Genomic DNA, 13,725 nt, shown 5'->3' with positions numbered 1-13,725 from the left:
GGGCGAAGTGTTGAAATTAGCTGGTGGAGATGGTTCAGGCCGCGTTCAAAGATAAATAGAAAGAAGAGTAAGAATATGTTTGAAATGAAAGATTTCTCATTAGAGGGAAAAGTTGCTTTAATTACTGGGGCAAGTTATGGTATTGGCTTTGCGATTGCGACAGCTTACGCAAAAGCAGGAGCTACAATTGTATTTAATGATATTAAACAAGAATTAGTAGATAAAGGTTTAGCTGCTTATCAAGAAGCAGGTATCAGAGCTCATGGATACGTTTGTGATGTTACAGATGAAGATGCAGTCAATGCGTTTGTGGCAAAAGTAGAAGGAGAAGTAGGAACAATTGATATTTTGGTTAACAACGCAGGAATTATTAAACGTATTCCTATGTTGGAAATGAGCGCAAAAGATTTCCGCCAAGTCATTGACATTGATTTAAATGGACCATTTATCGTAAGTAAGGCTGTTATTCCTGGGATGATCAAAAAAGGTCACGGAAAGATCATCAACATTTGTTCAATGATGTCTGAACTTGGTCGTGAAACAGTGAGTGCTTATGCAGCTGCTAAAGGTGGATTAAAGATGTTAACTCGTAACATTTGTAGTGAATATGGAGAATACAATATCCAATGTAACGGTATTGGTCCAGGATATATCGCAACACCTCAAACAGCTCCATTACGTGAAAAACAACCAGATGGTTCAAGACATCCATTTGATCAATTTATCGTAAGTAAAACTCCGGCTGCTCGTTGGGGAGAACCACAAGATTTAATGGGTCCAGCTGTATTCTTGGCAAGTGATGCAAGTAACTTTGTCAATGGTCACGTATTGTATGTAGATGGTGGTATCTTAGCTTATATTGGAAAACAACCAGAATAGAAAAGGAAGGGTCGAATATATGAAAATCGCATTAATTAACGAAAACTCTCAAGCTGCAAAAAATGCACAAATCTATGAAGTATTAAATGAAGAAGCTCAAAAGGCAGGACACACTGTATTCAACTACGGTATGTATTCTGCAGAAGATGATGTTCAATTAACATATGTAAAAAATGGTTTATTAGCATCTATCTTATTAACTACGAAAGCTGTTGACTTTGTTGTAACAGGATGTGGAACAGGACAAGGAGCCATGCTTGCTTGTAACTCATTCCCTAACGTATTGTGTGGACACATCACAGATGCTGTTGATGCTTACTTATTTGGACAAGTAAATGATGGAAACTGTATCGCTATGCCTTTTGCACAAGGATTTGGATGGGGTGCAGAAATTAATCTTCACTATACTTTTGAAAAATTGTTCTCAGAAACATTTGGTGGTGGATACCCTAAAGAACGTCGTGAACCAGAACAACGTAATAAAAAGATCTTAGATCAAGTTAAAACTGTGACTCACCGTCCATTAATTGAAATCTTAAAAGAAATTGATCAAGACTTCTTGAAAGAAACGATAGCAGGTGATCACTTCACAGAATATTTCTATCCAAACTGCCAAGATGATGAAATCGCAAACTATTTAAAATCACTATAATAATTAAAAGTAAATTCTCTCCTTTAAGCAAATGAGTTTGACGGGAACTCATTCGTGTCATTGATTCATAATATAGGCCTCCTAAATATAAACTGGAGGCCTTTTTTGTATAAGAAAAGCTGTGGATTAAGCGATGTTAAAATCACTTTCTGTCTCACGGTTTTTTCTTTCTTTTACTATGAATGGTAAATGGAATAGGCTAAGTCCAATCACTCCAAGCATGATGACTCTAAATAAATAGATATAGTATCCATGGCTTAGGTTAAGGAACGGAAGTCCTTCTAATGGTGGTCTTACAATAAACATAAAGTTTGTATCATATACTGCCAAAATAGAATTCATATATAAATTGAAAACTAATAACGCAAACAATACGACTAAATTGTCTTTAAATGCCTGCATACCTAGGTTTGCATGTTTGAAACGAATCAAATATAAAGAAAACCATGTTAATGCTGCATGATACATGAAGCATTGATATACATTGGCTACATTAAATTCAACGCCATACGTTGGAATCAAGATTGCCGCGATTCCTCCGCAAGTACCGACAACCGCAAAGAAGTTGATCATTTTTTGTTTTAGTGGACCATCCTTTCCAAAAGTAATGTAGGCCACAATAAACAATAAGATACTGCAGATATGGAATGGAAGGGATTGCGGATTTAAGTGCATTCCTCCATGTGTACTTGGAATCATATCTGACATCATTTTTGTGGTTTCGCTAAGTAAACATATAAACATAAAGAAGTAACAAGCATTTTGTAGCGTGAAATCTTCTTTTTTCGCATAGTGATTCATAATTAGGATAAATAGAATACATATTCCTATCCATATAAAGTGTTTTGTAGTAAACATATGCCCTTTCCTCGTAGTCCACAGATTATACCATTCGAATCATAAGTAAACAATGACAAAATCCTTAAACTTATCTAAAATATTCTTAAATTACATGATATACTTTTTTTCTAGATGATAAAAAGGATGTCGACTCCTTGTAATCGTATAAATCCATATTTAAAAGGGGGTATAATAAAATGGTACAAGATATTTATCCGCATAAGTTACATAATGAATTTGATCCAGAAGTAAAGGCAACAGAAAATGACATCTTATTGTGTATTGTGAATGGAAGAATCTTAATTCATTTAAACTGCTTTGAGAATAAGGAAGTTGTTTTTCCTAAAGTAAAAGAAATACAAATCCATTCAGAATATCGTTATTTATTTTCAATTGATAGTACGAAATATTTCTTATGTGATATGCGATTAGAAGACAATCAGATTCCATCAGGATATGGTTATGTTGAAGAGAGAAGTTTGCGTATTGAAGGGATTGGTCCAAAAGACAATTTGTTTGCGGCCATTACTGGAAAGCATTTGGCAGATTGGTATCGAGATACTAAATTCTGCGGAAGATGTGGACATAAGATGGTGCATTCAACAAAGGAAAGAGCTATGGTTTGTCCAGAATGTCATAACACAGTGTATCCAAGAATTATGCCAGCTGTCATTGTGGGTGTAATCAATGGGGATAAGTTATTGTTGACAAAATATCGTACGGGATTTAAATATAATGCGTTGATTGCGGGCTTTACTGAAATTGGTGAAACCGTAGAAGAAACAGTAAAACGTGAAGTTATGGAAGAGGCTGGAATCAAAGTCAATAATATTCGTTACTATAAGTCACAGCCTTGGGGAAGTGCCAATGATATTTTGTTAGGGTTCTTTTGTGATGTAAAGGGCAATGATGAAATATCTATGGATACCAATGAATTGAAATATGCGGATTGGGTTCAAAGAGATGAAATCATTCTTCAACCAGGTGAATTTAGTTTAACGAATGAAATGATGAAATTGTTTAAGGAAAATAAAGTGGAGTGAAAGTATCACACTCATTCTTCTAAAAATGAAGAGGATATGGTACAATAAAGAGTGTAAAAAATTTTATAGAAAATAGGAGTGAAAAATTATGGCAATTTCTGCAGGTGATTTTAAAACAGGATTAACTTTAATCGTTGATGGTGATCCTTGGGTAGTATTAGATTTCCAACATGTTAAACCTGGTAAAGGTGCAGCTATCTTAAAAACTAAGATGAAAAACTTAAAAACAGGGAATACACAAGAAAGAAACTTCAATGCTTCAACTAAATTTGAACAAGCTAACATTTCTAAAAAAGCAGCTCAATTCTCATATGAAGCAGATTCTACATATTACTTCATGGATTTAGAAACATACGATACTTATGAATTAACAGCTGACCAAGTTGATTTCAACAAATACTTTATTGTTGAAGGTGCTGAAGTATCTTTGATGTTCTTCGAAGGAGAATTATTATCCGTTTCTGTTCCAGAAAAAGTTGAATTAACAGTAGCTGAAACAGATCCAGCCATCAAAGGTGCACCATCTAACCAAACTAAAGATGCAACTACAGATACTGGATTAACATTAAGAGTTCCACAGTTCATCGAACCAGGTGAAAAAATCGTTGTATTCTCAACAGATGGAAAATATGCAGGAAGAGCTTAATCGCTCTTCTTTTTTTAACTATGAATAAAGTCGTCTTAATTACAGGTGGTGCTCGTGGTATTGGAAGTGCAATCGCATTGGAACTCGCAAAACATGGTTATGATATTGTCATTAACTATTTAACTTCTAAACAGCCTGCCAAAGAATTAAAAGAAAAAATTGAATCTCAATATCATGTTCATTGTCTTACCATTTGTGCTGATGTATCCGATGTAGATCAAGTAAATATAATGGTTAGTGAAATTGAAGAGAAGATGGGTGGCGTAGATATATTAATTAATAATGCGGCTGTAGATCTTTCCAATTTGTTTCATTTAAAAAATGCCGAAGAATTTAAAAGAACATTAGATGTAAATGTAGTAGGTGCTTTTAACTGTAGTAAAAGAGTCTATAAACATATGTTAGATCAAGAATATGGAAGAATTATCAATATATCAAGTACCAACGGAATTAACACATATTATCCAATGTGTATCGATTATGATGCTTCAAAAGCAGCCTTGATTTCAATGACACACAATCTTGCGGCTGAATTTGGACCATACATCAATGTGAATTGTGTTGCACCCGGATTTATTGGAACCGATAATGAACTAGATGGCTATGACGAAGAGTTCTTAAAGGAAGAAACAGAAAAAATCATGGTGAAACGTTATGGAAAACCAGAAGAAGTGGCATACCTTGTTCGTTTTCTAATTAGTGATGAAGCTAACTTCATCAACAATTCCATTATTCGTATCGATGGTGGACAGATGGGTAGTTGTTAAAAAAAGTGGTTAAATCCCTATGTTTAAAGGGAGTTGACCACTTTTATTCTTTATTGATCGAAGTATCGTTTGAAACGAAAAAAGATGCACTTGGCATCTTAGTTGTTTTTCATATTTGTTAGGGCAAGAAGAATAGAAAGTTTTCCATATTCTAATGTTAATCCACCCTGCATATATAAAGTATAGGGTTCAACGACTGGAGCATCTGCACTTAGTTCGATTGTACTTCCTTGTGTAAAGCTTCCAGCAGCCATAACTTCATCAAATGGATAGCCTGGCATTGGAGCGGCCATAACACGAACAAATGAATCAATTGGACTTGTGGATTGAATGCCTTGTGTAAAGCTAACAAGATTTTCTTTGGAACCCAGTTCTAAAGTTTGAATGATATCCGTTCTTTCATCATTATAAGCAGGCGATACGTTTTTATAGCCTAATTTTTCTAACATATAAGCTGTGAAAACGGCCGTCTTTAAAGCACTCTTTACAGCATTTGGTGCCATGAAAATACCTTTAAAGAAAGAGTTGTTCAAGTTAAAGTTTGCGCCCAAATCCTTACCGATTCCAGGAGCTGTTAAGCGTTCAGCTACCATATTGATTAATTCTTTATTACCAGCTACATATCCTCCGGTAGAGGCGATTCCTCCACCTAAGTTTTTCATCAAGGATCCCACCACTACATCAGCACCAATATGTCCTGGCTCTAATTTTTCAACAAGTTCACCATAACAGTTATCGACCATGATAATAACGTCTTTGTTTACTTCACGAATCTTTTTGATGATACGCTCAAGCTTTGAAATGGTTAATGATAAACGGTGGGCATATCCTCTAGATCTTTGGATTTCCACTAATTTTACATTGTTTTCTTTTAAACGAGAAATAATCTTATCATCATCAAAATCATCATTCACTAAATCAATTTGTTCATACTTTACACCATTGGCTTTTAAGGATTGTGTAGAATCCCCACATAAACCAATCATTTCCTGTAAAGAATCATATGGAGCACCAGAAATGGAAATCATTGTATCTCCATGTTTTAATAGGGCAGATAAAGTTAAATATAAAGCGTTTGTACCACTCATGATTTGAGGACGTACTAAAGCATCTTCACATCCGAGTACTGTCGCAAAAATACGTTCAATCTTATCACGACCCTCATCATAGTTACCGTATCCGTTAATATCCGCAAAGTCAGAATAAGAAACGTGGTTCTCAATAAATGTAGCTAAGATACGATCTGAATTGTATAAACATACATCATCAATTTTTTTATAAATATCTTTTAAAACGACATCCGATTCATCTGCCATTTTCAATAAGTCTTTATCAATTTGTTCTAAAATCATAAATAACCTCCAAAAGTCCACTTCTTCTATTATACACGATTTAAATATTTGTGGTATGCTCAAGTCAAGATATGAAGGGAAGTAAAAAATGGAAAAAGTATTATTTTTAGATTCGCCCATGAAAGAAAAGCTGTATGGTTCAAGGCGCATCCAAGAAAAGTTTGGCTTCGGTCCTATGGACAAAAAGATTGGAGAATACTGGGCTATTAGTGCACATGATAATGGCTTAAGTAAGATCAAAAATGGAAAATATAAAGGGGAAACATTAAAAGATGTATATTTAAATCACAGAGAATTATTTGCGAATGATCCTCACGATAAGTTTCCACTATTAGTTAAAATTAATGAGATTCAAGAACCATGTTCCGTGCAGGTACATCCAGATGATGCATATGCTAGAAAACATGAAAATGATTTTGGTAAGGCTGAATTTTGTCTGTGGCTAGATGTGGAAGAAGGTACAAAAATCATTCGTGGACATAATGCCAAGACAAAGGAAGAATTTCGAAAGGCCATAGAAGAAAAAGCTTGGGATACTTTATTCGTTCGAAAACCAGTGTGCGCAAATGAATTTGTTTATACACCTGCGGGAACTATTCATGGTATTGAAGGGAAACTAATGATGGCTGAAGTGCAACAATCCAGTGATGTTACATATCGTATATATGATTATGATCGAAAAGATGCGAATGGGAATATGCGAGAACTACATATTGAAAAGGCTATTAAAGTCACAAATATACCGCATATTGAACTAGATGTGCATCCAACAGTTACGATGTTAGAAGGAAATGAAGTCATTGAATATGTGAATGAAAAGTATTTTAGTGTGATTCGATACAAAATTCAAAATGAAATTCAGATCAACAATCCTTCATATTCCTTATGCTTACCATTAAGTGGAAATGGAATCTTACATATTGATGGAAAAGACTATGATATTCAAGTAGGCATTGGCTTTATCATCACAAGTCATACAAAAAGATACTCCATCCAAGGTAATATCGATTTACTGGTAAGTGTGCCAAAATAAAAGATCCGATTGGATCTTATTATTTGATGAAATTCAATAAAAATTCACTGGCACCAATAGTTATAAAACCTTCTTCATCCATCATGGCTTTATAAGGTCGATTTACTACCAATATTTTTTGAATTTGATCATTTAATTTAATGAAAGGACGAATTTCTCGGTTTCGAGTTTCAGAATTTGAGATATCTGTTGAAATTTGAATGTAATATTTACGTTCATTTTTTTGTGCAAAAAAATCAATTTCATTTGTTTTTCGAACGGATTTACCTTCTTTATTTTTTTCAACTGTATCGAAAGTTCCAACATTAATGTTATATCCATTATATATGAGTTCATTGTACACAATATTTTCTAACAATTGTCCCTCATCGGGATACGCAAAATTTAATCGTGCATTTCTTAAACCTGTATCCACAAAATAGTATTTTCTTAAAGCACCAATTTCTTTCTTTCCGCGAATGTCATAGCGATTCGCTTCTTGGAGAATGAAGGCATCCTTAAAATATTGAATATATTTTTCAATTGTTTGTGCATCAATGTTTTCATGTTTAACACTTTTAAATGTATTTGATAATTTCTTAGAATTCAACAATTCGCCTGTCAAATCACTAAGAATGGTACAGAGTTCATCTAAGTTTTCTGTTTTCTTTAGCTTATTATGTTCAATAATATCTTTGAAATAGGTTGTTTCAAATAATCCTTTTAAATATTGTTTCTTTGAATTTTCATCTGATAATACTGCAAGTGGCATGCCACCATACTGCATATATTCATATAAGGCATCTGTTTTAGAACCTTGTCTATAACTGTAAAACTCTTCAAAAGATAATGGATGCATATGGATTTGGCTAGCCTTGTCTCTAAATTCTGTCACAATGTCGGTTGACAACATTTTTGAATTGGATCCAGTAATATAAAGGTCTATGTTTTTTTCATGAGAAAGTCCTAATACAACATCAACAAAAGAGATGGTTTCTGTATCTTTCGCTTTGGCTAATTTGATTTTTCCACCTGTTAATGCAGGATTAACAATTGTAAAAACACGTTGAATCTCATCTAAAATGACGTAACAATCACTCTTATCTTTAGTGATAGAACGTACATACTTTCCTAGCTCAATGGGATTTCTTAAATGGGCATTCTTATCATCATCAAGTTCAATAAGAATTATATTTTCTTCAGGTACATTATTTTCTATAAGATAATCGGTGAATATTTCATGCAACAAATAGGATTTACCAGTTCTTCTTGGTCCAGTTATGACTTTTGGAAACCCGTTGTTCTTTAATGCGATAAGTTGATTTAAGTATTTAGTTCTTTTTATCATTTTGATCACCTTTTTTGTAGAATTCTACACTTTTTCTGATTACATTTTAAAATGATTTAAAGAATAATTCAATTTATAATCATTTTTTTGTAGAATTCTACATTTTTTATGGCTATAAGTTAATGATACACAGATAAAAAGTGGCCTGTATCCTTTGCTTTAGGATTTTTGACCACTTTATTTTATCTACAATCATTTTTTCTGTAGAATTCTACATATTTTAGGATTTATGAAAACTTAGAATTGATTTGAAGAGATCCCCATCTGTTTCAATCATAAATGTACCATTCTGTACTTCTGTAAAACTCTTTACGATCGCAAGACCTAGACCGCTGCCAGCTTCATGCCTTGATTTATCGCCACGCACAAAACGTTCGGTAATATCACTATCAAAATCAAGCGGTGCTTTCGAAGTGTTTTTCATTATGATCACAACCGAATTACCAATGTCTTTCACATCCAAGAATACACGTGTGTTTTCAAGTGCATACTTAGAAATATTGGTAAATAAGTTTTCAAAAATACGATATGTCTTATTTCCATCCAAACATACATGAATTTCTTTTTCTGGAAGATTTGTCACAAGCTGAAGATTTTTAGCTTGTAGAAGCTCTTCATTTTCTGCACATACCTGCTCCATGAATTCAATGATGTTAATATCAGAATATTCTAAATCAATATTACCACTATTGGCTTTGGATACTTCAAACAAATCTGTGATTAGAATGCTTAAACGATCGGTGTATTGATTCAATCGTTCTAAATAACTCTTTTTATCTTCCTCGCTAATACTAGGATCATTTAATAACTCTACATAATTTTTAATACCCGTTAATGGTGTTTTTAAATCATGTGATACATTTGAAATCAATTCTGTCTTGAGATTCTGTGATTGTACTTGTTCTTTTACAGCTTGTTCAAAACCATCCTTAATTTGATAGATATTATTGTTTAAAGATTGGAATAAACCAGAATCTGCAGGCTTAATATTCTCAAAATTACCACTCGATAGATCTTCAGTCATATGTAATATGTCTTGGTATTGACTTTGAACATTTTTGATTTTCTTATAGCCTACAATGCTGATGCCAATTAATGCTGTAACGACGATAAAGAAAGAGAAGAATGGAATGTTAAGCAATGAAATAAACGCAAGAATCAAGATCAGACATGTCGAGAAAATAATATACTTTTTAAGAATCTCATCTGATAAATCGGTTGAAATAATTCGTTCTACTTTGTTTGAAAAATAAAGAATAGATTTACCAACTAAAGTTCTATGAAAGAACCAGTCTTTAACCGATGCTGTAAATTGGCATTTTAACCAATATACAGATAATCCAATAAAGAATAGGGTGATGGACCATGCAAGAATGTTCGTAAAATATACGATAGGTTGACTAAACTCAATATGATATCGATTTAAGATGTTTAAGAAAGTTCCTTCAATGGAATAGGTAGTTAATATGCATGTACCACTAGCTAGTAGGGCATCGACAACTAGGAATAAAAAGAATGCAGGTTCAAATAACCAGTTGTTCACATGTCTAAAGATATAGGCTTCCTTTTCATATACATATCTATTAAGAAAGACATATAGAGCGATAATGGTGCTACAAATCAAGAAGGCTGTCATAAAGAAATAGGCATATTGATCACCATCTAGTTCTAACAAGTCAATAAGACTTGAATTGTCGTAATTTAAAACAGCCGGAATATAGAATGTTAGTACAACATCACTTGGCATATGAAGCGTATAGCCTGGAAATGGCTTTCCATCACAATAATATGTGCCACCATAGTATTCATAATACTTTTCACTGTTATAGTTAATAAGATTCACAATATTATCCGTTACATTTAAAGTATTCGAATCCAAAGTGTCATAATATCTTGTATCTTTTTTCTTTACATTCACATTAAATTGTTTTGAAGTGATTTTATTGTTTACATCACACGTATAAAAGAAGTTTGGATCATTCTCAAAAATGTTTTTTGCGCTAGATAAAGATGAGTCTAACCCTTTTTTTATATCCTTTTGAATATCTTCCGGTGTATCTTTCTCAAAAGTAATATATTTATACTTTGGATCTTGTTCCAATTTTTTAGCTAGAATAAAAGCTGTAAGATTCTGCTCTAAAGTTTCAGGAAGCTTCGTTGGAGTAGCGGTAGAAACATTTGGATAAAAACTTGTCACTATACAAGAACTAATGATGCATAAAGCACATAGTATTGTTAAAAAAATATTTTTCTTTTTCATTGTATATTCTCCATTTTATAGCCCTGCCCCCATACAACCTTAATATAAATAGGCTTTTTAGGGTTGGTCTCGATTTTTTCACGTAATTTACGAATATGAACCATAATCGTTTCCGTGTTGATAGCTTCTTCTTTCCATACCAATTCATAGATTTGTTGGCTAGAAAAGACTTGTCCAGGGTGTGAAATCAATAGTTTTAAAATATCAAACTCTTTTGGCGTTAATTTAATATCCCTTGAATTTAACGTCACTCTTTTTGTCGTATTATTTAACACAAGATCACCAATCATATACTCATCTTCGTTCTTTGTCTCATTTTTTAGATTTAAGATTTGTTCATATCTTCTTAAATGCGAACGTACTCTTGCGACTAGCTCCATACTTTGAAATGGCTTGGTGATATAATCATCGGCACCAATATTTAAACCTGTGATTTTATCGATATCTTCACTTTTTGCACTTAAAAATAGAATCGGAAAGTCATGATGTTTTCTTGCTTCCATGACCATAGAAATGCCATCCATAACAGGCATCATAATATCTACGATGGCTAAATGAATATCGTTTGTTTCAATCTTTTCTAAGCCTTCTTTTCCATTTGCGGCAAGAATCACATTGTATCCTTGATTCTTCATATAAATTCCGATAGCTTCACGAATTCCTTGTTCGTCTTCTACCACTAATATTGTATGTTCCATAAAGTTCTCCTTTTAATAATGTAAATAAAATCCAATGCATGCACATAATATCCCAATGTATAACATAATTATAACCACCTTTCGATAATTTGAAACAATTGCGTAAGACCATAAGAATAGGCAATCAAAGATAATGGCTTACCCAAAAGAATGATCCAGACAAATTTTTTGAGTGACATATGTGTCAGTCCTGCAAGCATACACAAGAGATCATCAGGTGCACAAGGTAAGAAAATAGCTAACATAAAGAAGGTATCAAATTTATTTTGATCATATGTATACTTCATATATTTGTCGTAATCTTTCTTTTTACATAATTTTAGAATGATTCTATGACCATATTTACGAACAAGTAAAAAGATACATATGGATCCGATACAAATACCTATATAGTTATATATAAATCCATTGACTGCTCCAAAAGCTGTAATACCCAAGGCACTTGATGCACCACCGGGAATAATGGGGATAATCACTTGAATGATTTGTAGAAGAATAAAAAGTAGGGGTGCCAAAATTCCTGCCTTAGATAGTGTAGCCTGTAGAAGCTGTGGATTTGTGAAGTATCCTTGGGAAAAGAAATAAACGCAAATAAGAATCATAAGGATCAATCCAAAGTGTGTTATGTTTTGTATGTTTTTATTTGTCATAAAGTATCACCATGATTAATATAACGAATAATTATTAAGGTTCTTTAGTGATAAATCTTAAAGTTTTCTAAATAATTGAATTAAAAAAGTTGGAAAAGTGGATAAAATAAAAAAATATGGGTTGGAAAAATAGTGCAAATTGTAATAAATGCTTTATATAAAAGAAAAACAAAAAACTTGTGTAAATTATACACAAGTCTTATTCATAAGCTTTGTATGTACGAATAAGCAATGGAAGTTCAGCCATCAACATACCCATCCATCCAGCTAGATATGAGTATGGTAAAGCCTCTATGCCTAGATGTAAGCTAAATACAAGTGGGGCAGCTACAATAACTCGAACTGTCATATTCACTAGACTTGAAATGAGCGTAATTTTTAAATCGCCAATCCCTCTAAAAAAGCCTTGGATTCCATTGGTAAAGGCAGGAAGAATATACATGATGGAAATTAAATGTAGATAAGTCACTCCATGCATAATAACTTCTTCATCTTGTACAAATAGACACATCAATGGTTTTGCGAAGATAAAACATACTAGAAAGATAAATATACCGTAGATGAATTCTAAAACCATTCCGCAACGAAATCCTTCCTGCATACGATTTTTCTTTCCGGCGCCCTTATTTTGTGCCATTAAAGCTGTCATGGAGTGAGCAATGTTTTGTTCCGGGGTATACGCAAAGTCATCAATTCGATTGACGGCCGTAAAGGCAGCTACAACCGATACACCCATTGTATTGACAATCATTTGAATACCAAGCTTTCCAAGTTGTACAGTCGCCTGCTGCATTGCACTTGCCCAGCCATACGCAATGGTTCTTTTTAATAATGAAATATCAAAGATAAGCCACTTTTTACCCAGTTGTAGAAGTGGCACTTTCTTTTGTATATATAGAATACAGAATAGGCAACATAAAGCTTCACAAATCACAGTAGAAATGGCACATCCTTTACTTCCTGCATGTAAAACGACCACAAAGAATAAGTCTCCAAAGATATTTAAAATGGAACTGATAATTAAGAAATATAGGGGTGATTTACTGTCGCCTAAAGCGCGTAGTGTACTCGCAAAAAAGTTGTATAAAAAGGTAAAGACTAAACCGGCAAAGATGATTTGGAGATAGGTAGTAGTCATATTGAAAATGGATAGATCTACCTGCATAAATTTAAGAATTTGTGGTGAAAAGAATATGCAGGTAAGTGTTAATACAAGTGAAAATACAAGTCCTGCAAGCATGGTTGTGCTCATTTGACGAGATAATGTGTCATTATCTTTAGCCCCATAATACATACCAATCAATATGCTTGCACCCATACAAAGTCCATTTAGAAATAGGATGAATAATGTCGTGATTGGATTACAAATTCCGACTGCGGCTAAAGCTTCTTTTCCAACAAAGTGCCCTACAATAATACTGTCAACGGCATTATATGTTAATTGGAATAGATTTCCCAATACTAAGGGAATGGTAAAGTGAACTAACATAGGCATGATTTTGCCTTGTGTCATATCTTGTGTCATAATCAAACTTCCTTTTTTTATCCATATTTTGCGCTTTTTCATCCAAAAATTCA

General features: G+C 33.2%; 13 protein-coding genes. 6 read left to right on the top strand and 7 right to left on the bottom strand.

Annotated features, from left to right (window positions below; genetic code table 11):
- The first annotated feature begins 75 nt into the window (after window positions 1–75).
- Both LJE08_RS04525 and LJE08_RS04520 read left to right on the top strand, forming a co-directional pair.
- Window positions 76–879, top strand: a complete 804-nt coding sequence (locus LJE08_RS04525) for a gluconate 5-dehydrogenase (RefSeq protein ID WP_227402513.1) — start codon at window positions 76–78, stop codon at window positions 877–879.
- A 19-nt stretch (window positions 880–898) separates the two neighbouring features.
- On the top strand, window positions 899–1,531 hold the full coding sequence (locus LJE08_RS04520) for an RpiB/LacA/LacB family sugar-phosphate isomerase (protein ID WP_117926517.1): 633 nt from the start codon (window positions 899–901) through the stop codon (window positions 1,529–1,531).
- A gap of 126 nt (window positions 1,532–1,657) precedes the next feature.
- Here the strand turns inward: LJE08_RS04520 and LJE08_RS04515 are convergent, their stop codons facing one another.
- Complete coding sequence (locus LJE08_RS04515; RefSeq protein WP_244975814.1) at window positions 1,658–2,332, bottom strand: YwaF family protein; 675 nt, start codon at window positions 2,330–2,332, stop codon at window positions 1,658–1,660.
- Window positions 2,333–2,568: 236 nt separating this feature from the next.
- Between LJE08_RS04515 and nudC the strand changes: the two genes are divergently transcribed.
- From nudC to LJE08_RS04500, 3 genes are all read left to right on the top strand, one after another.
- Window positions 2,569–3,414 carry an NAD(+) diphosphatase gene (gene nudC, locus LJE08_RS04510; protein WP_117926519.1) on the top strand — a complete coding sequence of 282 codons (846 nt, stop codon included), beginning with the start codon at window positions 2,569–2,571 and terminating at the stop codon, window positions 3,412–3,414.
- Between the two features lie 88 nt (window positions 3,415–3,502).
- A complete protein-coding gene (efp, locus tag LJE08_RS04505) occupies window positions 3,503–4,060 on the top strand; it encodes an elongation factor P (RefSeq protein ID WP_003865385.1) in 558 nt (185 codons plus the stop codon).
- A 20-nt stretch (window positions 4,061–4,080) separates the two neighbouring features.
- Entirely contained in the window at window positions 4,081–4,827 is a 747-nt protein-coding gene (locus tag LJE08_RS04500; protein ID WP_117992391.1) for an SDR family NAD(P)-dependent oxidoreductase, read from the top strand.
- Between the two features lie 98 nt (window positions 4,828–4,925).
- On the opposite strand, the gene LJE08_RS04495 is transcribed toward LJE08_RS04500, so the two are convergent.
- Window positions 4,926–6,179: a methionine gamma-lyase family protein gene (locus LJE08_RS04495; protein WP_227402512.1), complete on the bottom strand. Its 1,254-nt coding sequence runs from the start codon at window positions 6,177–6,179 to the stop codon at window positions 4,926–4,928.
- Between the two features lie 88 nt (window positions 6,180–6,267).
- On the opposite strand from LJE08_RS04495, the gene manA reads away from it, so the two are divergent.
- Window positions 6,268–7,212 (top strand): mannose-6-phosphate isomerase, class I, encoded by a 945-nt coding sequence (gene manA, locus LJE08_RS04490; protein ID WP_227402511.1) that lies wholly within the window; start codon window positions 6,268–6,270, stop codon window positions 7,210–7,212.
- A gap of 19 nt (window positions 7,213–7,231) precedes the next feature.
- On the opposite strand, the gene LJE08_RS04485 is transcribed toward manA, so the two are convergent.
- From LJE08_RS04485 to LJE08_RS04465, 5 genes are all read right to left on the bottom strand, one after another.
- On the bottom strand, window positions 7,232–8,539 hold the full coding sequence (locus tag LJE08_RS04485; RefSeq protein WP_186998695.1) for an ATP-binding protein: 1,308 nt from the start codon (window positions 8,537–8,539) through the stop codon (window positions 7,232–7,234).
- A gap of 220 nt (window positions 8,540–8,759) precedes the next feature.
- A complete protein-coding gene (locus LJE08_RS04480; protein ID WP_227402510.1) occupies window positions 8,760–10,799 on the bottom strand; it encodes an MFS domain-containing histidine kinase in 2,040 nt (679 codons plus the stop codon).
- On the bottom strand, window positions 10,796–11,497 hold the full coding sequence (locus tag LJE08_RS04475; protein WP_117572863.1) for a response regulator transcription factor: 702 nt from the start codon (window positions 11,495–11,497) through the stop codon (window positions 10,796–10,798). Before LJE08_RS04475 ends, LJE08_RS04480 begins: the two co-directional genes overlap by 4 nt.
- Before the next feature lie 68 nt (window positions 11,498–11,565).
- Complete coding sequence (locus LJE08_RS04470; protein WP_227402509.1) at window positions 11,566–12,147, bottom strand: VTT domain-containing protein; 582 nt, start codon at window positions 12,145–12,147, stop codon at window positions 11,566–11,568.
- 199 nt (window positions 12,148–12,346) lie between these two features.
- A complete protein-coding gene (locus LJE08_RS04465) occupies window positions 12,347–13,672 on the bottom strand; it encodes an MATE family efflux transporter (RefSeq protein WP_227402508.1) in 1,326 nt (441 codons plus the stop codon).
- Window positions 13,673–13,725: the final 53 nt, after the last annotated feature.

Source organism: Holdemanella sp. DFI.5.55 (genome assembly GCF_020593575.1).
In the GTDB taxonomy this organism is placed as follows: Bacteria; Bacillota_I; Bacilli_A; order Erysipelotrichales; family Erysipelotrichaceae; genus Holdemanella; species Holdemanella hominis.
The sequence above is the reverse complement of the archived record's forward strand: the minus strand, read 5'-3'. Positions and strand labels throughout refer to the sequence as shown.

What these genes read in the sequence shown, in the direction of transcription:
- LJE08_RS04525 (WP_227402513.1), top strand. Translation starts at nt 76, where the DNA reads ATGTTTGAAATGAAAGATTTCTCATTAGAGGGAAAAGTTGCTTTAATT.
- LJE08_RS04520 (WP_117926517.1), top strand. Translation starts at nt 899, where the DNA reads ATGAAAATCGCATTAATTAACGAAAACTCTCAAGCTGCAAAAAATGCA.
- LJE08_RS04515 (WP_244975814.1), bottom strand. Translation starts at nt 2,332, where the DNA reads ATGAATCACTATGCGAAAAAAGAAGATTTCACGCTACAAAATGCTTGT.
- nudC (WP_117926519.1), top strand. Translation starts at nt 2,569, where the DNA reads ATGGTACAAGATATTTATCCGCATAAGTTACATAATGAATTTGATCCA.
- efp (WP_003865385.1), top strand. Translation starts at nt 3,503, where the DNA reads ATGGCAATTTCTGCAGGTGATTTTAAAACAGGATTAACTTTAATCGTT.
- LJE08_RS04500 (WP_117992391.1), top strand. Translation starts at nt 4,081, where the DNA reads ATGAATAAAGTCGTCTTAATTACAGGTGGTGCTCGTGGTATTGGAAGT.
- LJE08_RS04495 (WP_227402512.1), bottom strand. Translation starts at nt 6,179, where the DNA reads ATGATTTTAGAACAAATTGATAAAGACTTATTGAAAATGGCAGATGAA.
- manA (WP_227402511.1), top strand. Translation starts at nt 6,268, where the DNA reads ATGGAAAAAGTATTATTTTTAGATTCGCCCATGAAAGAAAAGCTGTAT.
- LJE08_RS04485 (WP_186998695.1), bottom strand. Translation starts at nt 8,539, where the DNA reads ATGATAAAAAGAACTAAATACTTAAATCAACTTATCGCATTAAAGAAC.
- LJE08_RS04480 (WP_227402510.1), bottom strand. Translation starts at nt 10,799, where the DNA reads ATGAAAAAGAAAAATATTTTTTTAACAATACTATGTGCTTTATGCATC.
- LJE08_RS04475 (WP_117572863.1), bottom strand. Translation starts at nt 11,497, where the DNA reads ATGGAACATACAATATTAGTGGTAGAAGACGAACAAGGAATTCGTGAA.
- LJE08_RS04470 (WP_227402509.1), bottom strand. Translation starts at nt 12,147, where the DNA reads ATGACAAATAAAAACATACAAAACATAACACACTTTGGATTGATCCTT.
- LJE08_RS04465 (WP_227402508.1), bottom strand. Translation starts at nt 13,672, where the DNA reads ATGACACAAGATATGACACAAGGCAAAATCATGCCTATGTTAGTTCAC.